This window comes from Corallococcus praedator, from assembly GCF_003612125.1.
GTDB classification, from domain to species: Bacteria; Myxococcota; Myxococcia; order Myxococcales; family Myxococcaceae; genus Corallococcus; species Corallococcus praedator.
The window spans coordinates 20,110-43,786 of the sequence record NZ_RAWI01000007.1 but is presented as its reverse complement, the minus strand read 5'-3'; the positions used below and the strand labels follow the sequence as shown (position 1 = coordinate 43,786).

Sequence of the window (23,677 nt, the reverse complement as noted above, 5' to 3'; positions counted from 1 at the left end):
CTCAGTCGGTCAGCAGCACCATCAGCAGATGGGCCAGGGCCTTGGCCTCCGCGTGTTGGGGGTCGAGGTCCAGCGCATGGCCGACCATCGCGTCGGCCTGTTCCAGACCGCCCTGATTCTTGAGGAACAGGGCGTAGGCGTAGAACGCCTCCGCTGACTTCGGCTCCTTCGCGATGCGCTCCAGGAAGGGCTTCTCCTCGTCGTCTGGCGGCGTGAAGGCATCTGACGGAGGGCACGGGTCGCCATACTGGCCCTTGATGCTCTTGGAGTACGCCCCCGGCGCATGCACCTTGAGCGCCTTCATGAAGCGCTTCATGTCCACGGTCACTTCAGCGTCCCGGGCACAGAGTCCGAGCACGGCGATGTACAGCCCCTTGTTGAGCCCGGGGTAGTCGTCGGACTTCTTGACGGCCAGGAAGTCTCCGCTCGGGCGCGCCACGCGAACCCAGAGCACCTGGGTCTTCAGCCGGTCCAACGCGGCCTGCGCCTCTGCTTCGGTCTTCCCGCCTCCGACGATGATGATGTCGTACGTGCGTGGCTTCGGCTCCCTGGCCGAGGCAAGCAATGGAACACAGACGGCCAGCAATAACAGAAGGCGAGCGTGCATCCCTCCAATCTACCTGTTCCCCCGGCGCTTGCCGATACCGCGCGCCGCACGCGGTGGACGCGTGGGCGCCTTCGACAGGGATTCGGCCTGCGCTCCGATGGTGTCCGCCAGGAAGTCCACCACCGCGCGCACCCGGGCGTTGTTGGCCAGGTCCTCGTGGAACACCAGCCACACGGTCCGCTCCAATTCGGGCAGGACGCCGCGGAGCGGAACGAGCTCCGGATGCAGGTGGCCGAAGAAGGCCGGCAGCAGCGTCACGCCCAATCCCTCGCGCGCGGCCTGGAGCAGGCCCAGGATGGAGGTGAGCCGCACCGCGACGGTGGCCCGGGCCGCGTGCACGTCCAGCCACTTGGATTCGGGCCAGCGCCTCGAGTCGTGCGCGTACCCGACCACGGCATGCCCTTCGAGCCCCGCGTCGAAGCGCACCGGCCCCCGGCGGGCGAGGTATGCCTTGGAGGCGAAGGGCACGATGCTGATGGCCGCCACCTTCCGGGCGCGGAGGGAGGGCTCCTGGGGCCGGACCAGGCGGATGGCCACGTCGGCTTCGCGCCGGACGAGCGAGAGCGTTTCGTAACCCGACAGCAGGTGCAGCTCGATTTCGGGATGGCGCTCACGGAAGCCAGACAGCCACGGCATCACGTTGTGGACCAGGAAGGAGTCCGTCGCGGTGACCGTCACCGGGCCGGAGGGGCGCAGATCCTCTCCACTGGCGAGCCGCTCCACGCGCAGCGCCTCCGCCTCCACCGCCTCCGCGGCTGGCAGGATGCGCAGGGCCACGGCCGTGGGCCGGAAACCCGAGGGCGTCCGGTCGAAGAGCCGGGCCCCCAGCTCCCGCTCCAGCACGGCCAGGCGCCGTCCCACGGTGGTCTGGTCCACCTTCAACTGGCGGGCCGCCGCGGAGAGGTTGCCTCCCCTCGCGACGGCCAGGAAGTGCTGCAGGTCACTCCACTGGGGCATGGCCTGCATTCTTGCAGAGTCAGCCTGCGGAAACGGGCATTTTCGCAGAGGCGCCCCGCCGCCATTCTTCCCGGCGTCGCTTCCACCGAGGAGTTCCACCCGTGAAGACCCTTTCCAAGTTCGCCGCCGCGCTCGTCGTTGTCTCCGCCTTCGGTCTCGCCGTCGCGAAGGGCAAGGCGGAGGCCGCCGCGTTCCAGCAGACCTCGTACGACAAGCTCGCCTGGACGGAGATGATGCCCGGAGGGCCGTCGGTGCACGTCCTCTGGGGTGACATGAAGAAGGGCCCGTACGGGCTCCTGATGAAGTTCCCCGCGGGGTTCGACTCGGGGCCGCACACCCACTCCGCCGACTACCACGGGGTGCTGGTGAAGGGCCGGATGACGAACACCAGCGACGGCGTCGCCCCGGCCGGTGCGGTCGAGTCCGGCAGCACCTGGGACCAGCCCGGCAAGGTGGTGCACCGCAACCAGTGCGCGCCGGAGTCCGAGTGCGTGATGCTGATTGCCCAGGACAAGCCGTTCGACTTCGCCCCGGCGAAGGCGAAGTAGTCGGCGGAAGGGGGCGTGGATGTCAGGAAGTGCGGCCCCGCGCCGACCGTCCGCGCCATCATGAGAATCCTGACCCTCGACACGGTGCCGATGCACGCGTGGCGCTATCTCAATGCAGCGCCGCGCGGCGGGACGGAGACACAGCTCCTGCCCTTGCTGCGCGGGACGGTGGACACGCTCCCGGAAGGCGTGGAAGCGCTGTTGGTGACCTCGGATCTGCAAGGCGTGGCGCCACATCCCCGCCAGGAGGGAGCCGTGGCCCTCCTGGGCGAGGTGCTCGCGGATGCCCTGGCCCTGCTGGGCGAGGAGGACACCCTGCCCCCTTCCGGGCACATCGGCGTGGTCCTCGCGGGAGACCTGTACTCAGCGCCGGGCGCCAACGTGCGAGGCGCCTCCGGCGATGTGCGCAGCGTGTGGTGGGCCTTCGCGGAGCATTTCCGCTGGGTGGTGGGCGTGGCCGGAAATCACGACACGTTCGGGAGCCCCCGCGAACAGGCCCGCTTCCAGCAGCAGCCCGGACTGCACCTGCTTGATGGAGGAACCATCGACCTGGAGGGTCTGCGCGTGGGGGGCGTGGGCAGCATCATGGGTCGTGGGGACAAGCAGGGGCGGCGCGAAGAGCCCGATCAGCTGCGACTGCTGGAAGATGCGCTGAGCCACTCACCGGACATGCTCGTGCTGCACCAGGGTCCGGACGTGCCCGGCACGCAGTTGCGGGGAAGCACGGCCATCCGCCTGGCATTGCCAGAACGGGAGGCGCCCCTGGTGGTGTGCGGCCATGCCCACTGGGAGACGCCGCTCGCGACCCTCCCCGGAGGAGCGCAGGTGCTCAACGTGGACAGCAGGGTCGTACTTCTTCAGCGCGCTGCCTGAGCCCGCGGCGCTGCCCCAGAGCGCCTACTTCTTGCGCTCCTTGCGTCTGAAGATCTTACGACCGAGTTCGCTTGCGCCCACCGCTACCGCAGTCCCACCGATGAGAGCCCCCACCGCTGCGCCCACGGGCCCTCCCACGGCCGTTCCAAGCACTGCGCCACCCTGCATTCCGGCGAATGCACCTGCCGCCCCCGTCGCGGACTCCCCGACTCGGGTCGCATATTCGCCACCGTCGATCTTCCCTCGCGCGAACTGGACACCGCCGACAAGCGCATCCACCGCAACCGCGCCCACCGCGAGGGCGGCATTGGAGCGCGCGACGACACCGGCCACCCCACGTACGACCTGCGCAGCGGCACTTCGCGCCAGCACCGTGGCTCCCGCCTGAAGTCCGGCGCCCACGGCGCTCTTCGCGGCTGCATCCGCTGCTGCAAGCCCCGCGTCCTGCGCGGTGTCGGCCACGGCTTCGCGTCCGCTCTTGCGCCCCTTCGCCGCATCGATACCGTTGCTCACTCCCGAGACCACGGCCGTCACCAGTCCGGCCACGACGCCACCCGCGAAGGCCGCACGGCCCGCTGCCGTGCCCACATGCCGGGCCACGTCCTGAGTGGGAACGCGCTTGAACTTCGCCTGACCCCGCCGAGCCTTCTTGGCCAGCTTCACCGCACCCTTTTTCGTCTGCGGTTGGCTTTGGACCGTTTCGTACTGGAGCCGGTCACTGGCATGCGCGGCGGTGTCCTCATAGTGCTTCGCCTGAGCGGGACGCTTGATGGTGTTGCGCACAGCCTCTTGATGGGCTGTCGAGCGCACACCTTCAAGTTGCTCCGCCGGGCAGATCTTCGCCTGCCCCTCGTAGCGCGGTTGGGAGAGTCCCTTGGCGGTCTTCTCGGCGGTGCCCAGGTACTTCACCTGCGCGTCGACTACCTTGGCGCCGCTTTTCGTGACCTCGATGTCCACCGCGTCGAAGGAGCGACCTGCGCTAGCGGTCGTGCGGGCGTGAAGTTCCATGCGGCCCTTCAAGGCCGCATCGGCGTTGAAGGTCGCGGCATGAAATTCCTCGACCACGCGGCCCGCCAGCGATGCGTCGGGCGAGTTCGCATACTGCCGTCCCACCGAGTTGAGCGCCGCTTCGCCCTTCGAAAGGGCCTCATTGGCGACGGCGGCGAGCACGTTGTGCTGGGCCGCACTGCCTGCCGCTGCGATCGACGCAGCACTCACGGCTCCAGCGAGGGGAGCGATGGGGACGTCTGGAATCCAGGGGTGTCCAGTCCCCGCCGCATCCGGAGAACAAGGCGTGGCCTGGACAGGCATTGACGACGCCTCATCGCCAGAGAGGAGCTGCGATGCGTTGTTTGGGAGCTTGGGGGTTGATTCTAACGACTGCGTCCCGGGCATGGCCTCGTCGATCATCGAACGTCCTCGCACCATCGGAGACTACCCCCAACAGAGCCCGGCCGTCGCGGCAGCCCCACCCTCTTTTCTTGAAAGCGCGACGTGCCCGAGCAGTTGGAGTTACAAGCTCTTTCTCTTGAAGTTCCTGGGAGCCAGCGAAAGGCAGGATTTGATATGTCTTTCGTCACGGGTGCTCCACCCCCACGCGGGCGCCCGTTCCCCAAGGAAACCCACATGAGAATCGTTTCGAGAGGCACCCGTGGCATCGCCATCGCGCTCGTCGGTGCGGGCGCACTGGCCTCCGCCAGCTGCGGTGAGGTCCAGGGCACGCCGGAGAACACCCCGTCCCAGGTCCTCGAGGCGAAGGCCTCCCTGGAACGCACCCCGTCCGCCATCGCCCCGGAACAGGCGCTGGTCATCCAGGACCCGGGCGTCGTGAACGACACGCTTCGCACCACGTGGTCCGGCGCGCTGCCCGCGGATGGGAGCACCGCGGAGGGTGCATGGAGCTTCGGTCGGCTGGTGGCGCGGATGAGCGGGTCCGTGGCGCCCGAGGACTTCGTGCGGGACCTGTTCGCGCGGGAGCTCTCCCAGGTCGCCTGGGACTGGCCGACGCGCACCGACGGGAAGCTGGACCTGACGCGGTCGCCCCTGCGCCTGCGGGCCATCGCCAACCGCATGGACCTGCGCGACGTGTCGCGGGGCACCGCCGGTGAGGGTCACTTCGTCTTCGACGTGCTCGATGCGAGCGGCAAGCCGCTGGACCGCACCGTCACCCTCGCGTACGAGCTGCCCGCGCGGACGCCCGTGGACGTGCTCGCGCAGGCGCAGCGCTGGAACGCACTGGCGCGGCTGACGCCCGGCACCGAGGCGTTCAACAGCGCGCTCCAGGCCATCACCGATGGCTTCACGACCGGGACGGGACGGGCCACCGTCAGCGCGGCCGACCCGCTCCCCACGGATGCGACCCGTCGCGCCACCGACCCGGTCACCCTGCTGGACGACGACACCCAGGCGCCCACCGCGGAGCTCACCGCGCCGGTCGAGGGTGGTTATGTGCGCTCCACCGTGACCGTCACCGCGAACGCCACCGACGACGTGGGCGTCGCCCGCGTGGACTTCTTCGACGGCACCTCGCTCATCGGCTCTTCGTCCACGGCGCCGTTCTCCGCGTCCTGGAACACGGCGTCCGTGATGGCGGGGGTGCATTCGCTGACGGCCCAGGCCTTCGACGCCGCCGGCAACAGCGGCACCTCCAGCGCGGTGAACGTCACGGTGGACAACAATCCCCCGCTCATCCTCACGGGCGCGCCCCAGTACAACCCCACCAACCAGAACTACGTGCGCGGCAACATCACCGTGTCGTGGACGGTGGCCCTGCAGGGCGGCGCTCCCGTGGCCCTGGCGCGGGTCTTCCAAGACGGGTCCGTGCTGACGTCGAATCCCACCGTCTCCGGCACCCTCTATTCCATCTCGTGGAACACGCTGGTGCTGGGCAACCGCGCCTACAACATCGGCTTCCAGGCGACCGACGCCGCGGGCAACGCGTCCGTCACCAACACCCGGTCGCTCATCGTGGACAACGCGAAGCCGTCCGTGTCGAACATCACCTCGCCGGCCAACGGCGCGGTGGTCAGCGGCGTCGTCACGCTGGCGGCCTCCGCGAGCGACAGCCAGGCGATGGCCTACGTCATCTTCGAGGTCGACGGCGTGAACCTCACGCCCTACGCGACCACGGCGCCGTACACGAAGACCTGGGACACCACGGGCAAGTCCGGCACGCACGTGATTGTCGCCGTCGCCACGGACCGCGCGGGCAATACCCGGCGCAGCAACCCCGTCACCGTGACCGTGCCTTGAGTTGAAGCAAGCCTGCGGGCGCGGACCGGCAGCCGTCCGCGCCTGCATGTCCCACGTGCGGGTGCTACTGGCCCGGAGTGAACGACGGTTTCTGGAACGTGGGGACGGGCAGCGACACGTTGACCGGGAAGTCGCGCGTGTCCCCTGTCTTCAGGAAGGCGATGACCCGCGGGAGGATTTCGGGGTGCTGTTCGAACACCGGCGCGCGGGTGTGGTGCACGCCCCGGTGGACCAGCAGGGCCCGGCCGTTGGGAAAGTACGGCAGCACGCCCAGCGTGTTGTCGATGGGCGTGGAGGTGTCCCAGTCCCCGTGGAAGAAGAGCACGGGGATGGGGCTGGGGACCGGCAGCCGCAGCGAGTCCTCCATGGGAGGCGTCGGCCACGCGTCCGCGGAGGCGATGAGCGCGTCGAAGTCCGTCATGCCCAGGGCCTCCGTGCCCGAGTCGGTCCGCAGCAGGTGCGCACGTTGCGCGGACACGCCCAGGCTGCTGTCGATCAACGGGGCGATGAGGCGGACCGGTGAGCCCTCTGCCTGCCGCTCCTGGAGGACCGCCCGTGCCCAGTCGTCGTAGTGCCGGTGGTAGAGGGAGAGCACGAACGCGGGCCAGGCCTCCGGGGGCATCAGCAGCGAGGCCCGGAAGTCCTCCAGGCCCAGCACCACGGTGCGCTCCCTGCCCGTCGCCGCGTCCTTGACCTTCACCCGGAGCGGCCCGCTGGCGAGCCGTGCGTGGACGGCGCGCACGGCCTCCATGACGCCTCCCCTGGGCAGCCAGGGGGCCAGTTCAGGAGCCCGGTCCGCGTCCCAGGCAATCCGTTGCAGGACCGCGAAGACGTGCGACGGCATGTCGAAGGCGTTGTCGAGCGGCTCCACGCCGGAGAGCCAGGCGCGCGCCACGATCTCCGGATGGAGCTTCATCACGGCGAAGCTCCACTGGGAGCCGAAGCTCTGACCGGACAAGGTGAGCTGCTCGTAGCCCAGCGCCCGGCGCAGGTCGTTCACGTCTTCCGCGCACTGGACGATGGTGTACCCGGCAAGGTCCTTGTCGGGATGCGCCGCCATCGCGTCCCGGGCCAGCGTCACCAGCTCCGCGGCATCCGCCGCCAGGGTTCGCGGCCGGTCCAGGGGCTGGCGTGGACGCGCCACCAGCAATTCCTCTCCGCGCTTCGAATAGCCGCGCTGGTCCATGACGACCACATCCCCGGCGGCGGTGAAGGGAAACACGCCCGCCAGTTGCTTCTTCGCGGCGGCATCCTCGTCCGTGAAGGCGTTGAGGTAGCTGCGCGCGGGGCCTCCCGGGAGGATGAAGATGGGAGGAGCCCCGGTGGGCCGCGCCGCCTTGATGCGAGCGAAGCCCACGCCAATGAGCCGGCTGTTCGCGACCGCTCGGTTCTCCGGCACGAACAAGGTGCCCAATTCGTACTGGACCGTCTCGCCTTGCGCCGTCTTCGTCGAGCCGGCCTCCGTGATGATTTCGCCCGCCCTGGGCGAACCCGCCCCGGCGGCGTGGGCTTCCGTGGTGACGAGGACCAGGGCGAGGATTCGCAACAGCGGCTGGATGGACTCGATGCGCAAGGGTGGACGCCTCCCGGCCCGGAAACCTATCCGGGCCGGGGACGTTCCCGACCGTGAATTGTTCGCGTCACCCGCGACGGACAGCGCCCTACTCGTCGGGGTCCTCCGACTGCACGTCGATGTGGGCGATCCCCACGGGGCAGTACTCGTAGTACCTCACCGAGTACCGGATGTTCAGGCTGCCATCCTTCACGCAGCGCTGCATCAGGCCCCCAAGCCTGTTGTTCCTGTGCAGGTCTTCCAGGACGGACTTCCGGCTGGCGATCTGCGCCTCGCCCGCGCTGCGCCCGGAGGAGCTGTTGGGCTTGATTTCAATGACCTCGCAGGAGCCGTCCGAGACGTTCACGCAGTCAATCCGGCCTCCCGGAATCTCGTACTCCATCGCCGTGCAGCCAGTCTGGTACGCGAGGTGCTTCTTGTTTCCGTTCTCCAGGTACATGTTCACCATGGGGTTGTTCCTGCCACGCAGGATGCCCAGGTTCCCCGCATCCTCGAGTCGCTTGTAGGTCGCGGCCATGTTCCGCTTCTGGCGGTTCACCTCGGCCTTGAGCGTCGGGTTCTTGGTGGACTCCACGGCCTTCACGTCCTCCTGCAGGCGCTTGAGCCGGTCGAGGTACTGGCGTTGCAGGTTCCCCATCACGGACGCCACCTCGTCGGCGACGCGCTGCACGCGGTCGGCGAGCTGGTACTCGTCCTGGTCGCAGAAGGCCTGGAGCAGCTTGTCCGCGTTCTCCTGGCGGAACCGTCCGCCGGGCTTCAGCCCCCGGCGCTCCTTCTTCCATTCCTCGTAGTCCCGGGCGACACGCTCCAGGGTCGTCTTCACCAGCAGGTCGCGGTCCCTGAGCACCTTGAGCGCATTCACGATGTCCGGGTTGTTGGTGCCCTGCGAGAGCTTGCCGCACGCGACCTTCGACTCATCCAGCCGGGTCCGCATGTGTCGCTGCATGGCGACCGCGGTTTCCTGGACGCGGTCGCGGACCGTCCGCCAGCGCCCTTCGTCGAACGCGAAGCGCTTCGCCTCCTCCAGGAGCCGCTCCTGCTCCGAGTACTTGCGCTCCGCGGCATCAAGCTGCTGGCGCGTCTCCGTGGCGAACCGCTCGGACCGCTCGGTGACGACCTTGACGCCCTCGTCCGCGTCGTCCAGGGCCCCCAGGTAGGCCCGCACCGTGCCCATGAGCTGGTCCTCGGTCGTCTTGCACGCCACCGGAATCCCGTCGAAGGAGAACTGCTGCGCCTTCACCTGCTTCAGCAGTTCCACCGACCGGCGGAACTCCTTGTTCTTGTCCGGCCAGACGTCGGTCATCCGCTTCGCGGTGTCGTCCTCGCCGCGCATGTTGCGGAGCTGATCAAGCTGCGTGGCGACCTCCGTGCTGGAGCCGAGCGCGGAGTCCAGCTCCGACGTGCCGGTGCGCGCGCCGGCGCCCGACAGGACGTTGCTGGCCTGGTCGAGCGCCTGATGGATTCTCTCGGTGATCTCCCGGCGTGCGCGACTGCTGTCGCCGAGCTTCGCGAGCGCGTCCTTCACGGCGTCGGCGTCGCGGCCCCGGGCCAGCTCCTGACACTTCGTCTTCGTCTCGTCCATCCGGCGCGTCCAGCGGTCCCAGATGTCGCTCACCCCGTCGTGGAGTTCGCCCTTCACGTCCGACCAGCGGCCCTGGGACTCGGAGAAGTACCTGGCGTACCCCCGCGCGCGGTCCATCTCACCGTGGACCTCCTGCATGCGTTTGTATTCGTCGGAGTATTGGCGCCCGATCTTCTCCACTTCGTCGGAGATCTTTGAGACCCCGTTCGGGTCCTTGCGCTCGACGAAGTTCTGCATGAACGCCTTCAGGTTCCGGTCCGCCTCCGTGCAGCGCTCGGCCAGACGGGACTCGTCCGCCTTCACCTGGAAGTCCTTCATCCGCTTCAAGGCCTGCGCCGACTCCCGGAACTTCGGAATCCAGTCCGGGTAGTAATAGACCATCGACTTGCCTGGGTCGCTCTGCGGGTCGAGCGACTTGAGCCGGTCGACCTCGCTCTTGACCGTGTTCAGGTAGTCGAGGGCGGAGTCGATGTCGCTGGAGCTCGAATCCGAGACGATGCCATCGAGCTTGTCCTTGATGCGGGAGAGGTTGTCGTCAATCGCACGCACCCGGTCATCGACTTCATCCGCCCACGCGGGCGCGGCGACGAGGAGCGAGAACACCACCACGTTCAGGATCTTCTTCATCGGTCGCTCCCGCTCTCCAGCTTCTTCAGACGCGCGCCCTTCACCTGGGCGTTCCTTGGGAACAGCTTCGCGGCCTGCTTCCAGTCGAGCGCGCGGCCCACGCCCGGCTTCGCGGCCTCACCGCCCGTCGGCTTGGGGGCGATCTGATTCCACTCCTCGGGGGTGAACAGGCCCGTCAGCTGCGAGGTCCGAGCGAACCAGCTCGCGTAGAAGGCCGGGTCGATGTCGAAGCCGCCGTCCACCACCACGTTCCCTTCCGCCTTCTTGAAGGGGAGGTCGGCGAGCAGGTGCATCGACTTCTCATCCACCGTGGGCGGCGGCGTTCCCAGCGTCGAGCGGAACGCGGCCCAGTTGCGGAAGAACGCGTTGTTCGTGAGCACGAGTTCGTTCAGCTGGGACTCGGACTTCACCCCGAAGTTGTCGATGTATTGGAACACGTTCCCATCCACCACCGCCGGGGCATTGCCCGTCACCGCGAGCCCGCTGCCCGTCGAGGACGAGCCCTGGTGCGGGCGGTTCCGGTTCCAGACGAACAGGAAGGTGTTGTCGCGAATCTGGGCCGGCCGCGTGCCAAAGCCCCCGGTGACGCGGACGCCTTCGTTGAAGACGTTCACCACGAGGTTGTTCTCGAACGTGACCCCGTTGCTCATCCGCACCGCCGCGCCCGCGCCGTTGACGAAGGTGCAGTTGCGAATCACGGACTCCGGAGACGACACCCAGAGGTGCTCGTTGTCAGGCGAGGTGTTCAGGTCGATGAAGCCGTCCTTGTCGTAGCGGTTCAACGTCCGCCGGTCGAAGACGAAGCCATCCACGATGAGCCCGGTGTGGTCGCCGTTGCCTTCAAACAGATAGCCCTGCGGAGCGGTCTTCGAGTCCGACGGCCAGGAGAAGAGGCTCGGCGTGTTCCAGGGGTCACGCTTGTTGAAGTCCCGGTCCCAGCCGCCGAGCAGTGCCAGGTACTGTTTGCCGTCGACCATCCACTTGCCGCTCTTCAGCTTTCCGCCGTACTCGCCCGTGGCCACGAGGATGCGGTCTCCCCTGCCCGCCTGTTCGATGGCCTGGAAGGGGTCGCGGAACGGCTTCTCGCGCGAACCGTCGCCCCCGCTCTCACCGGCGCGCACGAACCAGTCCCGTCCCTTCGGGCGCTCGGACGCGACGACCTCCTTCTCGTACGGTTCGATGGCGTCGATGACGAGGGCGTGCTTCGGATAGCCGCCCGCGCGGAAGTGCGCGGTGCCGCGCACGACGAAGAGGTCGCGCGGTGGACCCGAGCCATAGTTCGGGATGGCGTCGATGGCGCGCTCCAGCGCCGTGCCCTTCTTGAAGAAGCCGGTGACGCGGGACTCGTTCTTCGCGTCGATGAGGAAGACGGCCTTGTGCGTCTCACGCGAGGTGCCCGGCGGACCGTTGTCCGGATTGGCCACGCCCTGCACCCCGACGATGAGCTGGAGGTCCTTGCCGTCGTAGCCCTTCGGGTTCGCGGCGAGGCTGTCCAGTCCGGCCTTCGCATAGGTCTTCGACACCGTCGTCGCCGCGACCGCGGAGAAGCTCACCGGGAGCGTCTTCACGCGGGCCCCCTGCTTCAACGCGGGGTTCTTCGGAGCGATGAGCGCGGCGACCGCCTGGGGCGGATACGCAGGCGCGAAGAGCTCAACCTGTTCGCCCGTCGCGGGGAAGCCCGCGGCGGTCCGCGTCTCCTCCCAGGCCTTCGCGTCGAACTTCTTCCCCAGCGTGGCGCGGCGGGTGAACTTCTCATACCAGGCGTTGTCGAACGGGAGCTTCGGGTCCACCGCGATGTTGCCGCCCGCCCTGGCGAAGCCGGCATCCTCGGCCTCCGCGATGTCCGAGTCGTCGAGCGAGGACTTCTTGCCCTGGAAGTAGAAGGTGACGTTCGAGTAGAGGTTGCGCCAGAAGGCGTTGTTCTGGAACGTCACCTTCGCGGGCACGATGATTTGCGCGCCGTGGTTGTCGGAGTGGACGAGGAGGTTGTTCTCCACGAGCGCCTTGTTCGTCACGTCGATGCCAGCGCCCTCCGTGCCGCCCTCGGCGATGGCCTTGGTGGCCCACACGAAGGCGATGGTGTTGTCGCGCAAGGTGACGGGCAGGTCGTGGTCGCCACCGCCCTTGGCGCTCACGGCCGCGAAGAGGGAGTTCACGATGACGTTGTTCTCGACCACGGCGCCCGGCGACGTCCGCACCGCGTTGATCGAATTGACGATCATGCAGTTGCGCAGGATGCCGCCCTTCGCGAGGTCGACCGCGCCGTTGCGCAGGAGCGCCATCGGGTTGAAGTTCCCGCCCTCGCCCGCGTATTCGTAATAGTCCTGCATGTCGATGAGGAAGCCATCGATGGTGGCGCCGGCGGTGTCGCGCTCGGCGCTGGTGCTGACCCGCGCCAGCGAGATGTCCGGCCGGTTCGCGGCGCCCTTGCGCCAGGTGAGCTCCGTCAGGCTCTTCCAGGGGTTGCGCTCCCGGAAGTTCGCGTCGTAGCCCCCGAGCAATTCGACGCCGGGGAACGAGAGCACCCAGTTCCCCTTCTCCAGCTTGCCGAAGTACCTGCCAGCGGCGACGTGCACCTTGTCGTTCGCCTCGACGCGCTCGAGCGCCATCCAGGGATCGGCGAAGGGCTTCTCACGCGAGCCGTCACCGCTGGTGGAGCCTGCTCGGACGAACCAGTCGCGCGCATGCGCAGGAGAGGCCAGACAGACACAGGCCAGGATCAACAAAGGGCTCAGCGAAGACGCGAGCCCCACGGGCTTTCCCCATCTCATCAATTTGTACCCCCCTCGCGTCCCAGCATAGGAGAGCCTGCCTGGACGCGGCTAGGGGGGGTCTGGATTTCCATGTGAAACCTGGAAGAACGTCGGAAGGACCCGACCGATGCGGCGCTCCCGTCCTGGAGGGCGGCGATGAGCGAGGGGACGGTGTCCGGCGAGGTCGCGGGCGAGGGCCGCGTGGCACCACGCGCTGTCGCAGGAGATGGCCACCACCCGGGCCTTGTAGCGTTCGAACTCCGGCAGCAGTTCGTTGAAGAGCGCCAGCTCGTCGGTGCACACCGGGCTCCGGTCAGCCGGGTAGAACACCAGCACCAGCTGGGGTCCCGCGAAAATCCTCGAGGGTGATTCTCGGGTCCGGGGTCACCGAAGCATCGAGGGGCGGCGCTGGCGTGCCGGGGGGCAAGGGCGCATGAGGCTGTTGGGCGGGATAGGCCATGGGATGCACGACAGGGCTCGGAGTCCGGCTTGACGATTCCCTCGTGGAGCGCCGCCGCACTCCTGCGCCCGGCCGAGCGCCTGCCCATCCCGTGGAATGCGCTGTCCCTGGAGAGTGGCATGTGAAGCGCCATTCAAGATACGACTGGCATTACCCGCCACGTCATGGACTTCCAGATGAACGAACTTCCCCTGCCGAAAGAGCCCCACCTCAAACCCTTTCCATTCTTGTCGGTGCAGCGGGGCCTCATCTGGCTGGCTTGCGTCGTCGTCTTCCTCTTCGCCTATCAGCACGCCAGCCGCGGAGGGGGCGAGCTTCTCGAGTCCCTGGGGCCTCGGCTGTTCATCCCGCTCATCGTCACCGTGTTCCTGGTGCTGTTCGCCTTCTTCTACTGGCGGATCCGTCGCTGGGCGGCGGCCTACAATGAGGGGATCTCCTTCTTCGGCGCGGGGGACTACCCGGAAGCCATCCGCCGCTTCGAGGAAGCCGCCCGCCGCAGCACCCAGGGGGCACAGCGGGCGGTGTCGGTCGCCATGATGGGTCAGTGCCAGCTCGCGCTGGGAGACGCAGCGCGCGCGCTGGAGTTCTTCGGCTCCGTGGAGCGCTCCCGCAATCTACGGGGCTCCGTGCCGGTGATACACCGGTGGATGCCCAACATGATCGCCACGGCGCGCTTCGCCCAGGGAGACCTGACCTCCGCGCGCGCATGGCTGGAGGAGGGCCGCAAGCGGAACGGCGGTCTGCCTCCCATGTACGCGCTGCTTCCGGAGGTCGCGCTCCTCTGCCGTGAAGGCAACCCCGCTGGCGCGGTGGCGGCGCTGGATGCGCGGGCGGGCGAGGCGGATGCGCTGGGGGGGCGGGACATCCGCCACCTCAAGCTCATCAGGGCCTTCGCCCTGGACGCCCTGGACCCGGCCACCCACGCGGCCGCCATCGATGCCGCGCTGGCCTCCCTGCAGCCCGCGCGCCCCGGCGACTTCGAGGTCCTGGTCGCCCGGTGGCCCGAGCTGCGGGACTTCATGGAGCGCCGGGGGATTGCCCGCGCGGTATAGCGTCGGGATTCAGGGGATGGGAGTCGCGCGCAGGCGCTATCCTCTTCTCGATGCCCCTGCTCCCTCGCCTCCAGCTCTTCGAATTTCTCGACCAACCGTGGCTGCCCGGGCCGTTGCGCCGTGGCGAGGTCGACTACCTCCGCGTCGTGCTCGACCGCGTGCGGCCCTACGACACCGTGGTGCCGCAGTTGGCGGAGCTGCTCCGCACGGCCGGCACGGACCAGATCGTCGACCTCTGCTCCGGAACGGGGGGCCCGTGGCGCACCCTGCTCCCGGCGCTGCGCGCGGCACACGGCGGGGCCGAGGTGACGCTCACCGACCTCCATCCCACCCCGGTGCAGGAGCTGCCTCCCGGCGCGCACTACCGGGACACCCCGGTGGACGCCACGCGCATCCCCGAGGAACTGACGGGCGTGCGGACCCTCTTCGAGGGGCTGCACCACTTCCCCCCGGAGCAGGCCCGCGCACTCCTCGCGGATGCCGCCGCGCGCGGGGCCCCCTTCGCCGCCTACGAGCTGACCCAGCGCTCGCTGCCGTACCTCCTCATCCAACTCCTGCTCGTCGTGCCCCTCGTGTGGGTCTTCACCCTGCTCATCCGCCCGCTGCACTGGTGGCGACTGGTCCTCACCTACCTGGTGCCCATCATTCCCCTCATCATCCTCTGGGATGGCGTGGTGTCGTCGCTGAGGACCTATACCCCGGAGGACCTCGACAAGCTGACCGAGGGGCTCGACACCCATGGGTATCGCTGGGGCAGCGGAGTCTATCGCACGCCGGGAATGGTCATCACCTACCTCATCGGTCGGCCGGGCCGCCCTCTATGATTGCGACCTGAACCCTGTGATGCCGGGGGTGAGGTCAGTCTGACCGCTTCGCCAATCCTGGCGGGTGCCATTGACGCTCGGCCGGTCGCCCCCGAATGATGGTGTCTTGCTTCCCACGGGGGGTTGTCATGAGCGAGCCGCAGGTCATCACGCATTTCGCCATCTATCCGTCGATCGGCGTCGCGAGGGTCGGCAACAGCCCTGACGGGTATTTCTTCGGACCCGAGCAGCCAGGCGCTCCTCGCGACAAGGGCGCCTACCGTGATGCGAGCGGCCGCATCAAGCGGCAAGCCGCGCGCTTTCGCGTCTATGGGCTCGACGCGCGCGGAGAGGTCGTCAAGGAGATCACCGCGGACGACGCGCGCATCACGTGGAAGGTGGAGGTCGCGAACAAGAAGGCGGCGTGGTTCGACTTCGAGCAGGCGCTCGACATCCCCGAGTCCCAAGGCCTCATCGATGGCACCCCGGGCATCGTGAGCACGCTGCGCAACGCGAACGTGCCGGGCCCCGAGCGCGCGAGCCTCGCGATCACTCCGCCCGCCGTCACCATCGCCGGCAAGAACATCAACGCGCTGGGCAACGAGGCTTCCTTCGCGCTCAACGGCCGCTTCATGAGCAGGTCGGTCTATCTGGGGGAGCTGCACACCGACGCCAAGGGGCGCCTCGTGTTCCTTGGCGGCCGAGGCGAGGCGGCGAGCTTCGACGGCAAGCCCGCGACCACGTTCGCCAACAACGAAGGCTGGCACGATGACACCTCCGATGGGCCGGTCGACGCGACGGTCGAGTACGAGGGAAAAACCTATGAGGCGAAGGGCGCCTGGGTCCTCGTCGGTCCGCCGGACTACGCGCCGGGCGTGCAGGGCATCGTCACCGGCTGGGACCTGTTGTTCCAGGTCGCGACCGAGCTCGAGCCGGCGCGGATGCCCGAGCGCCCGAAGTTCTCCGAGCACATCTACGCCCTGCTCCGGCGCTTCACGCTCACCCAGTGGGTGAACGCAGGCTTCGCGCGCGACTTCGGCTTCGGCTCGCCGAGCGACTTCACCGATCCCGCGCTCGTCGCCCGCCTCAATGATCCTTCCGAGGCGTCCCGCGCGCTCCGCTTCCGCGTCTTCGACTGGTTCAGGAACGCCAACTACAACGCCCCGCAGCCGGCCTCCCTCCCCGCCTATTACGGCGATGCGATGACCATCGACGTCACCAAGGCCGGCCCGCGCGCGTGGATGGCCATCCTGCCGACCCAGTACCGGTGGCTCGAACAGTGGGCGGACGGCGACTTCGTGGCGGATGGGAAGCCCGCGGCCCCTCCGCCCTGGGAGAGCCTGAGCGCCGCAGAACAGGTGCGGCTCATCGATCGCGCCGTGCTCGACGAGGTGCTCGGTGGACCCTTCCACCCCGGCGCGGAGTTCACGTGGCCGATGCGCAACCCGCTGCTCTACGCGGAGCCGTTTCGCATCAAGCGCCGCGCCGCTCCGGAGCCCGACTACGGCCCGCAGCTCATCTCCTCGATTGCCCTCATGCGCGGTGGGCCGCTGGACGGTTCGACGGCGGGCGACATCACCCGCTGGATGGCGACGCCGTGGCAGACCGACACCTCGTCCTGCCTGTCGGCCTACGTGCCCTACGTCGATGACTACCTGCCGACGTTCTGGCCCGCGCGCGTGCCGAACGACGTGCTCAGCGAGCAGCAGTACGAGAAGCTGATGGACCCCAAGACGCCCGCCAACGAGAAGGAGCGGGAGTTCGGCTTCGAGAAGCGCGTGAAATGGCTGCGCGGAATCCGCTACCCGATGAAGCCGACGTTCCCGCCGCAGATCTACCCCTCGAAGGAAGCCATCAACAAGTTCATCCGCGAATGGGCGCAGGTCGGCATCGTCGAAGCGCTGCCCGGACCGGGGGGCGCGTTTCCTGGCGAAGTGTGGGTGGAGACGGGCCGGCAGATTGAACACGACCAGCCGGCGATGACAGGCCTTGAGTACATCTGGGCCTCTGAAGACTGACGCGGTGACGCGCGAGCTTGAAGCAGACGTCGTCGTCGTTGGCGCGGGGCCGGCCGGGTGCGCGTCGGCCATCGCGCTCGCCCGCTCGGGCCTGCGCGTGGCCGTCTTCGGGCGCGCGCAGCCGGGCGAGCGCATCGGTGAGAGCCTTTCGCCCGGGGCGATGGCCCTCCTTGAGCACCTGGGGCTTCGCGAGCGTTTCCTCGCGGACGGGCCCCTGCCCTGCCACGCGAATGCCTCCGCGTGGGGCAGCGCCGCGCTCACGTGGCACGACTTCCTGCGCGATCCGCGCGGACACGGCTTCCACGTGGACCGCGCGCGCTTCGAGACCCTGCTGCGCGAGCGGGCCGCCGAGGTGGGGGCGCGCCTGTTCGAGGGCGAAGCGCCGCGCGATCTGCGATGCGAGAATGGCGTCTGGCGCGCGGAGGCGAGTGCCGGGCACCCGGCGGTCAGCGCTCGCTACGGGGTCGACGCGTCGGGACGGGCGGCCTCCTTCGCGCGCCGCCAGGGTGTGCAGCGCGAGACGGCGTGGGAGCAGGTGGCGCTCTTCGCCTTCGCGCGCGCGACCCGGCCCATCGACGAGGCGTTCACGCTCATCGAGGCCGTGCCCGAGGGCTTCTGGTACTCGGCGCCTGTCCCCGGCGGGCGCTTCGTCCTCTCTCTCTTCACCGAGGCCGCCCTGCACCACGTGCCGAGCGCGCGCTCCGCGGAAGGCATGGGCGCGCTCCTCGCCGCTTCGACGCACACCCGGGCCCGCCTGGAGGCCCATGGCGCGACGCTCGAAGGCCTCCCGCGTTTCGTCGACGCCGGCAGTGCCCGGCTCGCGACGCCGCACGGCCCGAACTGGGTGGCCGTTGGCGACGCCGCGCTCACCTACGACCCCATCTCCGCGCACGGCCTGACGCTCGCCCTGCGCACGGGCATCGACGCCGCTTCCGCGCTCGTCGCCGACGCTCGCGGTGACACCAGCGCCCTGCCGGCCTATGGCGCCCGTCTCACGCGCGCCTTCGATGACTACCGACGCGAAGCCCTGCGCATCTACCGCAGCGAGCAGCGCTGGCCGGATGCGCCCTACTGGCGCACCCGCCACGGACTCTGAGCGCGCGTCCCCTGGTCCGCGTTCAGCCCTTCACGACGCCGTCGTAGACGCCGTAGCCCCCGGGAATGAAGAAGTCCTTTCCCGGCGCCAGCCCAAAGGCGTTCATCACCGTCGCCGCGATGTCCTGCGAGCGTGGGGCGCGCAGCGTCCGCTGCCCGTCCTCCTCCACCAGCGCCACGGGCGCTCCCATGGGCGAGCCGTTCATCGTCTCATCGTAGCCGCCGAGCATCTGGTTGCCCTGGATGCCGCCGCCCACCAGGAGGGCGCACGTCGCCGGGTGGTGGTCACTGCCCTGCTTCGGGAACGTCCGCCCGAAGTCGCTGTAGACATACACGAGCGTCTCATCCAGCAGCGACCGTGCCGGGTCGGTCTTGCTGGGGGTGAGGCTCATCTCGATGCACATCTGGCCCACCATCTCGAGCGCGATGCGCAGGTGGTTGGTGTGCATCTGGACGCCGTTGGCGCTGTGGGTGTCGAAGGTGAAGTTGTTGAAGCTCGACGCCCGCAGGTTCACCGACGTCACCAGGTCTGACTTCAAGAGCCGCAGCGCGAAGTCATAGGAGCCCATCGACGCGCCCGGGCCGCACGCGTCCGCGTAGCCGATGCACGCCGTCCAATCCACCGGGTAGCGAGCGTCCTGCTTGAGGTGCTCCCACGCCGGGGTGTTGCCGAGCACGGAGAGGATGTCGCGGCGAATGGTCCTGCTCTCGCCCTTGTAGGTCTCATAGAGCTGTTCGAGCAGCGCGTCGGTGCCGCTCGTGGACACGCCCCTTTCAGCGCGCAGGACCTTGAGGAGCGCGGCGTCCACCGCCGTGGCCGGCACCGTGCCCTCGCGGGGCGAGCCATCGAAGGCGAGGTCGGGCACGTCGGTGCGCGTGCGCAGGCCCTTCCAGGCGCTGTCGCGCCTGTCGGACAGCGTCGGCTCCACCGAGGCCGCGGAGCGCAGCACCGTCGGGTTCGCCAGCGCGGGCAGCCCGAGCGCCGTGGGAAGCGTGCCGCCCAGGCTGACGTTGGGGATGGGCCGGTCGGGGAAGCGGCTGGCCATGGCGTTGGCGATGACGGCCTGCACCGCCGGGGCCCGGAAGCTCGCGCCCGCGACGCCGCACATGCTCGCGACGATGCCGCTCGCGTGCGCGGCGGTGTTCTGGTCCGCCCCCACGAGCAGCGAGGCCTTCTCGAAGAGCTTGTACGTGGGGTCCGCCCACGCATAGCCCCAGGGGCGGAAGAGCTGCTGGTTGTTCACGACAGGGTTCGCGCCCCGCGTGTCGGCCGGGTTCGCCCAGTTCCAGTAGATGGGCCCGCGAAGCTTGCGCACCGGTCCGGGCGCGTCCAGGTCCGCCGGAGAGCGGTCGAAGTTCTCCACCTGGTCCGGCAGGTAGCCCCAGGGGATGACGCCGCCCTGCGCCGGGGGGATGAACTTGTTGATGCCCGCGCGCGACAGCGGGGCGAAGAAGCTCTCCCAGTGGAGGCCTCCATCCAGCCAGATGGCCAGCAGCTTGGTGGGACGTCCCGGGACCGGCGCGGCCGAAGCCGTGGACAGCCCATAGCGCGCCATGAGTCCCAGCTGGGTGGCCCCGAGGGCCAACCCGAACAGCTTTCGACGAGAGAGCTTCATGGTGGCCCCTTCAGTAGAAGATCCAATGCGGGTGACGGATGAAGTACGAGCACACGCCCACGTAGGCGGGCTCGGTGTCCGTCGGTGACGAGAGCGGCACGAAGACGTCGGCGTAGAGCGCCTCCACCTGCGCGTCGGAGAAGCGCTCCCCCAGGAAGTGCAGCGACCAGCGCCGGAGCGTGGTCTTCACGTCCGTGGGGTCGGCGGTGCGCCGCGTGCCCGCGGGGAAGAGCGCCACGTTGCCCGTCTTGGCCAGGGCCATGCGGCACCACCGCTGGGAGACCTGCGTCAGCGTGAGCGCGAACGTGGGGGACGGGCTCCGGTCCGACGACGTCTGGGTCATCACGGAGCCGCCGCCCAGCCCATAGAAGCGCTCGGAGGTGGTGCCCTGTCGCGGGGCGGGCACGGCGTCCGGCGGCTGGAGCGGGTAGAGGTCGTCACCGCGGGACTCCGCCATGGGGATGCCGAACTCGTTCGCGGAGACGAAGAAGTCCTCATGGGCAAGGCCCAGCTGTTGGTACAGCGCCCGCTGCGCCTGGGTCGCGCTCAGGCGGGTGATGCGCGGCGCGTCGGGGTCGGGGCGCGCGTCGCGCTGCTGCGCCGTGAGCCCCTGGATCCACGCGCGGACCTCCGCCACGGGCAGCTTCGCCGTGCCTTCAGAGACGAGCTGCGCATAGGACTTCTCTCCAATGGGCATCTGCTTGAACGCGGCGCTGCCCCCGCCCTCCAACAGCCGCACCAATTCGCTGTCATCCGGGCTGCCGGCCTTCACCAGCCGGGCGTCGGCCACCAGCAGGCTCTGGAACGCGTCCACGGAGGAGAAGTACCCGCGCGCGCCCTGGGCGTGGCAGCCCTCGCAGTGCGGCTTGAGGCCTTCCATGACGCGCACGGTTTCGGAGCTGGCCGGCGTGCCGCAAGCGGACTGTTCCTGGGCCCGGGGGGAGGCGGTGCCGTCCCTGCCGCACGCGAGCGTCACGGGAAGCACGAGCAGGAGGAGTGAGAGGTGCTTCATGTCAGCGCCCCCGCCGGAACAGGCTGGACTGGGTGAGTGATTTGACGAACGGGCGCACCTTGCGGCCTCCCGCGAGGAAGCGCGTCACCTGTTCGTCCAGGTAGCCCGCCTCCCGGGTCGGGTCGATGTCGCGGCCGAGCACCTGCGCATGCAGGTGCCGCACGACACAGCGGTCGAAGGCCCCCGCCGCGACGATGAGCTTGGCGAAGCCGAGCGGCCCCACGGTCCCATCTCCCTGCTGTCCGAGCAGCGTCTGCTCCGGGGGGAGGAAGTCGAGGAAGATGGCTTCGGGGTTGAGCTGCGCCTGGGCCTCGGTGACGGGCGTGAGCTTCGTGTCGGGCGCGTACCACCGGTTCCAGTGGCTGAACGGGTCGCCGCCGTAGGGGTATGCGCCGGTGCGCCACCGGTCGGGCCAGTGCCACTCCGTGCCCACGCCCGGCATCGGGTACTTCGCGCCATAGCCCTCAAACGCCGAGCCCGCCTTCGCGAAGCGCTTGAAGTGGATGGCCGCCGGGTCGAGCCGGCTGTGGCAGTGCTGGCAGGGCCCTTCGGTGCCAGGGTCGCGGCGGTACTCATTGAACTTCTGGCCCAGCGGCGGGGAGAGGACCTCGCACGCCAGCGTCTCCAGCGCCCGGGCGCCGCGCACGCGCTCGCGCGGGTAGCCCGTGAGGAAGCCCATGCTGGTGAGCATGCCCGCGGCGGGAACGCCCCGCGACGGGCCGGCCTGGGTGCGCGGGTCGTAGCGGTAGTCGCGCTCGGCGAGGAGGAAGGGATTGCGCGCGGGGACCGGGTACTCGCGCCAGGCCAGCGGATCCGACGGCGCGTGGTCCGGGTCCACCGCCGCGCCGGCGAAGCGCGAAGGCCGCCACCAGGAGTCATCGTCGAGGAGGCCTGTCGCGCCCCCCGCGAGCCCCTGCATCACATACGCGGCCTGGAGGTTGGTGGGCGCGACGGAGTAGGTGCCGAGGATGAGGTCCGTCACCGGCCGGTCGTGCCACGCGAGGTGGGCGAAGAGGCGGGCGGGTTCCTCGGAGACGAGCCGCCGCTGGCCGTGCTCGTTGTAGTGCAGGAAGCTCTCGAAGCCCGCGTACTGCTGGAAGTCGGCGTGGCAGCGCACGGCGTTCGGGCCACACCCGCAGGTGCCTTCCGGGCCGACCTTGGCGCAGATGACGGGCACGGGGTTGCCGTTGACGCTGGTGGTGCCCTCGGTGGAGGTATTGGCCGCGACGCCCACCAGCGTGACCGTCGTCCCCGGAGCCCACCACGGCTCCAGGGCGGTCTCCTCGACGGGCGAGCCATCCGTCTTCACGCCGTCACAGGCGGTGGTGTCCCCGCGGAAGTATTTCCAGGCGCCGGCCTTCGCCGTGCCCGCCGGGCACCGCTGGACGGAGCGCTGCTGCTGCACCCCGTACTCCGGAGCATCGGCGGTGAGTGGGGTGAGCGGGATGTTGAACCAGTCGCGAGCGTGCTCGAACATCGTCCGGTAGAAGGTGGGCTGCCCGAGCGTCTGGTCGACGAAGGCATCCACGAAGGCCCGCTGCGCGGTGTCGTCGCCCGCGGCTTCGAGCGCGGCGAACTCCTCATCGGTGGGAGGCGTGCCCCGCAGCGCGAGTGACGTTCGCCGCAGCAGCCGGCTGGGGGCGAGCAGGTCGCTCTTCTCCCCCGCGTCGGTGCCCCCCGAAGGGGTGGGCTCCTCGCAGCCGGCGTCCGTCGAGCCCAAGGGATCCACCGGCGAGTCAGGCGTTCCGCCCACCACGCCGGTACAGCCCGTCCACACGATGAGTGCGAGGAGACAGCAGACGGAGCGTGGCAGCCGTGCGGGCCCCCGACGGGAAGAGGAAGGCTCCGGGGGCGCGCCAGGAGCGGCCGAGATGCGCGGATTCATTCGCGGCCCCCACGCAATGCATGTGCCAGGGCATTGAGCGACGGCGGTGCACGGACGCTCACTCGGGAGGTGCGCGCGGGGGGGCTTGCGCCGTCAGCGATTGCGATGGTTCCACCCCCCAGACTGTGGGGCGTGGCCCCCTCGCCGCGGCATCAGCCCTCTGCGCGCTGGAGGTTCCGCGCAGTGGCCGCCAGCAGTAGGATTGGCTCGCTGTACCGACTCATTGACAGGAGCGCGTGCATGTCCAAGAAGACCCTTCGCATCGTTGCCCTTCTCTCCGCGATCGCTGGCGTTGGCGTCGCGGGGCTCACCCTGGTTCCGGGCACGGCTCAGGCGGCGGAGCTGCCGTCGGGCTGCTATCGGCACCCCATCACCGGCGCGCTGATCTGTCCCTACCCGCCGCCGTTCTAGGGCGCCTTCGCTTCAACGCCGGGAGCTCCGCGCTGGACGGTGAGCTCGGAGCTCCCGGGTGCACTCCGTGCCAGGAGGCTCAAGGCACGTAGGCGATGCAATCAATCTCCACGCGCAGGCCGGCGTTGGGAAGCGCGGACACCTGCACGGTGGTGCGCGCGGGCCGATGGCCGGCGAAGACGCGCTCATAGACAGCGTTCATCCGGGCGAACTCCTGCATGTCCACCAGGAAGACGCCGCAGCGCAGGACGTGCTGGAGGCTGGAGCCACCGGCCACGAGGATGCGCTCCAGGTTGCGCAACACCTGCTCCGTCTGCGCTTCGATTCCTTCGGCCTGCACGCCGGTGGAAGGATCCCTGGCGGCCTGTCCGGAGATGAAGAGCAGTCTGTCCAACTGCATGCCGGGAGAGTACGGGCCCGCGGGCTTGGGCAGTCCAGGCGCGACGATGGGCTGGTGCTTCGCTGACGTCATGGGGTTCTCCATTGAGTGGCTCGGTCTACACGGGACCCTAATCGGAGGGGGTTGGCATGTCCTGCCAATAGCTGTCAGGCT

19 protein-coding genes are annotated in these 23,677 nt (G+C 69.0%); 8 read left to right on the top strand and 11 right to left on the bottom strand.

Going from position 1 to position 23,677, the window contains the following annotated elements:
- Position 1: 1 nt before the first annotated feature.
- Positions 2-607, bottom strand: coding sequence for a hypothetical protein (locus tag D7Y13_RS02065; protein WP_147444204.1), 606 nt, complete (start codon positions 605-607; stop codon positions 2-4).
- 9 nt (positions 608-616) lie between these two features.
- Positions 617-1,564 carry a LysR family transcriptional regulator gene (locus D7Y13_RS02060; protein ID WP_158620292.1) on the bottom strand — a complete coding sequence of 316 codons (948 nt, stop codon included), beginning with the start codon at positions 1,562-1,564 and terminating at the stop codon, positions 617-619.
- Between the two features lie 101 nt (positions 1,565-1,665).
- Between D7Y13_RS02060 and D7Y13_RS02055 the strand changes: the two genes are divergently transcribed.
- Positions 1,666-2,112: a DUF4437 domain-containing protein gene (locus tag D7Y13_RS02055; protein WP_120582578.1), complete on the top strand. Its 447-nt coding sequence runs from the start codon at positions 1,666-1,668 to the stop codon at positions 2,110-2,112.
- 60 nt (positions 2,113-2,172) lie between these two features.
- Entirely contained in the window at positions 2,173-2,985 is an 813-nt protein-coding gene (locus D7Y13_RS02050; protein WP_120582579.1) for a metallophosphoesterase family protein, read from the top strand.
- Positions 2,986-3,009: 24 nt separating this feature from the next.
- Here D7Y13_RS02050 and D7Y13_RS02045 read toward each other — a convergent pair whose 3' ends face one another.
- Positions 3,010-4,203: a hypothetical protein gene (locus D7Y13_RS02045; RefSeq protein ID WP_147444205.1), complete on the bottom strand. Its 1,194-nt coding sequence runs from the start codon at positions 4,201-4,203 to the stop codon at positions 3,010-3,012.
- Positions 4,204-4,611: 408 nt separating this feature from the next.
- On the opposite strand from D7Y13_RS02045, the gene D7Y13_RS02040 reads away from it, so the two are divergent.
- A complete protein-coding gene (locus tag D7Y13_RS02040) occupies positions 4,612-6,237 on the top strand; it encodes an Ig-like domain-containing protein (RefSeq protein ID WP_120582581.1) in 1,626 nt (541 codons plus the stop codon).
- Positions 6,238-6,301: 64 nt separating this feature from the next.
- Here the strand turns inward: D7Y13_RS02040 and D7Y13_RS02035 are convergent, their stop codons facing one another.
- The 4 genes from D7Y13_RS02035 to D7Y13_RS02020 all read right to left on the bottom strand — a co-directional run bounded on the left by D7Y13_RS02035 (position 6,302) and on the right by D7Y13_RS02020 (position 13,111).
- The gene (locus tag D7Y13_RS02035) at positions 6,302-7,810 is read right to left on the bottom strand and encodes an alpha/beta hydrolase (RefSeq protein WP_120582582.1); all 1,509 of its coding nucleotides are present in this window, start codon (positions 7,808-7,810) and stop codon (positions 6,302-6,304) included.
- A gap of 88 nt (positions 7,811-7,898) precedes the next feature.
- Positions 7,899-10,019: a hypothetical protein gene (locus tag D7Y13_RS02030; RefSeq protein WP_120582583.1), complete on the bottom strand. Its 2,121-nt coding sequence runs from the start codon at positions 10,017-10,019 to the stop codon at positions 7,899-7,901.
- Positions 10,016-12,790 (bottom strand): right-handed parallel beta-helix repeat-containing protein, encoded by a 2,775-nt coding sequence (locus tag D7Y13_RS02025; protein WP_120582584.1) that lies wholly within the window; start codon positions 12,788-12,790, stop codon positions 10,016-10,018. The genes D7Y13_RS02030 and D7Y13_RS02025 overlap by 4 nt, the downstream gene beginning before the upstream one ends.
- A 51-nt stretch (positions 12,791-12,841) precedes the next feature.
- The gene (locus D7Y13_RS02020) at positions 12,842-13,111 is read right to left on the bottom strand and encodes a redoxin domain-containing protein (protein ID WP_439329223.1); all 270 of its coding nucleotides are present in this window, start codon (positions 13,109-13,111) and stop codon (positions 12,842-12,844) included.
- A 297-nt stretch (positions 13,112-13,408) separates the two neighbouring features.
- Here D7Y13_RS02020 and D7Y13_RS02015 point away from each other — a divergent pair, with 297 nt between their 5' ends.
- The 4 genes from D7Y13_RS02015 to D7Y13_RS02000 all read left to right on the top strand — a co-directional run bounded on the left by D7Y13_RS02015 (position 13,409) and on the right by D7Y13_RS02000 (position 18,201).
- Positions 13,409-14,284, top strand: coding sequence for a tetratricopeptide repeat protein (locus D7Y13_RS02015; protein ID WP_147444206.1), 876 nt, complete (start codon positions 13,409-13,411; stop codon positions 14,282-14,284).
- Between the two features lie 50 nt (positions 14,285-14,334).
- Complete coding sequence (locus tag D7Y13_RS02010) at positions 14,335-15,108, top strand: hypothetical protein (protein ID WP_120582586.1); 774 nt, start codon at positions 14,335-14,337, stop codon at positions 15,106-15,108.
- Between the two features lie 128 nt (positions 15,109-15,236).
- Positions 15,237-17,105, top strand: a complete 1,869-nt coding sequence (locus D7Y13_RS02005; RefSeq protein ID WP_120582587.1) for a LodA/GoxA family CTQ-dependent oxidase — start codon at positions 15,237-15,239, stop codon at positions 17,103-17,105.
- Positions 17,106-17,109: 4 nt separating this feature from the next.
- Positions 17,110-18,201 (top strand): NAD(P)/FAD-dependent oxidoreductase, encoded by a 1,092-nt coding sequence (locus tag D7Y13_RS02000; protein ID WP_158620293.1) that lies wholly within the window; start codon positions 17,110-17,112, stop codon positions 18,199-18,201.
- Positions 18,202-18,223: 22 nt separating this feature from the next.
- Here D7Y13_RS02000 and D7Y13_RS01995 read toward each other — a convergent pair whose 3' ends face one another.
- From D7Y13_RS01995 to D7Y13_RS01985, 3 genes are read right to left on the bottom strand one after another with little or no spacing between them, the layout of a single operon-like run.
- The gene (locus tag D7Y13_RS01995) at positions 18,224-19,816 is read right to left on the bottom strand and encodes a DUF1501 domain-containing protein (RefSeq protein ID WP_120582588.1); all 1,593 of its coding nucleotides are present in this window, start codon (positions 19,814-19,816) and stop codon (positions 18,224-18,226) included.
- Between the two features lie 10 nt (positions 19,817-19,826).
- Positions 19,827-20,828: a hypothetical protein gene (locus D7Y13_RS01990; RefSeq protein WP_120582589.1), complete on the bottom strand. Its 1,002-nt coding sequence runs from the start codon at positions 20,826-20,828 to the stop codon at positions 19,827-19,829.
- Between the two features lies 1 nt (position 20,829).
- The gene (locus D7Y13_RS01985; RefSeq protein WP_233595335.1) at positions 20,830-22,713 is read right to left on the bottom strand and encodes a hypothetical protein; all 1,884 of its coding nucleotides are present in this window, start codon (positions 22,711-22,713) and stop codon (positions 20,830-20,832) included.
- Positions 22,714-22,953: 240 nt separating this feature from the next.
- Between D7Y13_RS01985 and D7Y13_RS46825 the strand changes: the two genes are divergently transcribed.
- Positions 22,954-23,124, top strand: a complete 171-nt coding sequence (locus tag D7Y13_RS46825; protein ID WP_167508718.1) for a hypothetical protein — start codon at positions 22,954-22,956, stop codon at positions 23,122-23,124.
- 79 nt (positions 23,125-23,203) lie between these two features.
- Here the strand turns inward: D7Y13_RS46825 and D7Y13_RS01975 are convergent, their stop codons facing one another.
- Positions 23,204-23,596 (bottom strand): RidA family protein, encoded by a 393-nt coding sequence (locus D7Y13_RS01975; RefSeq protein ID WP_120531457.1) that lies wholly within the window; start codon positions 23,594-23,596, stop codon positions 23,204-23,206.
- Between the last annotated feature and the right edge of the window lie 81 nt (positions 23,597-23,677).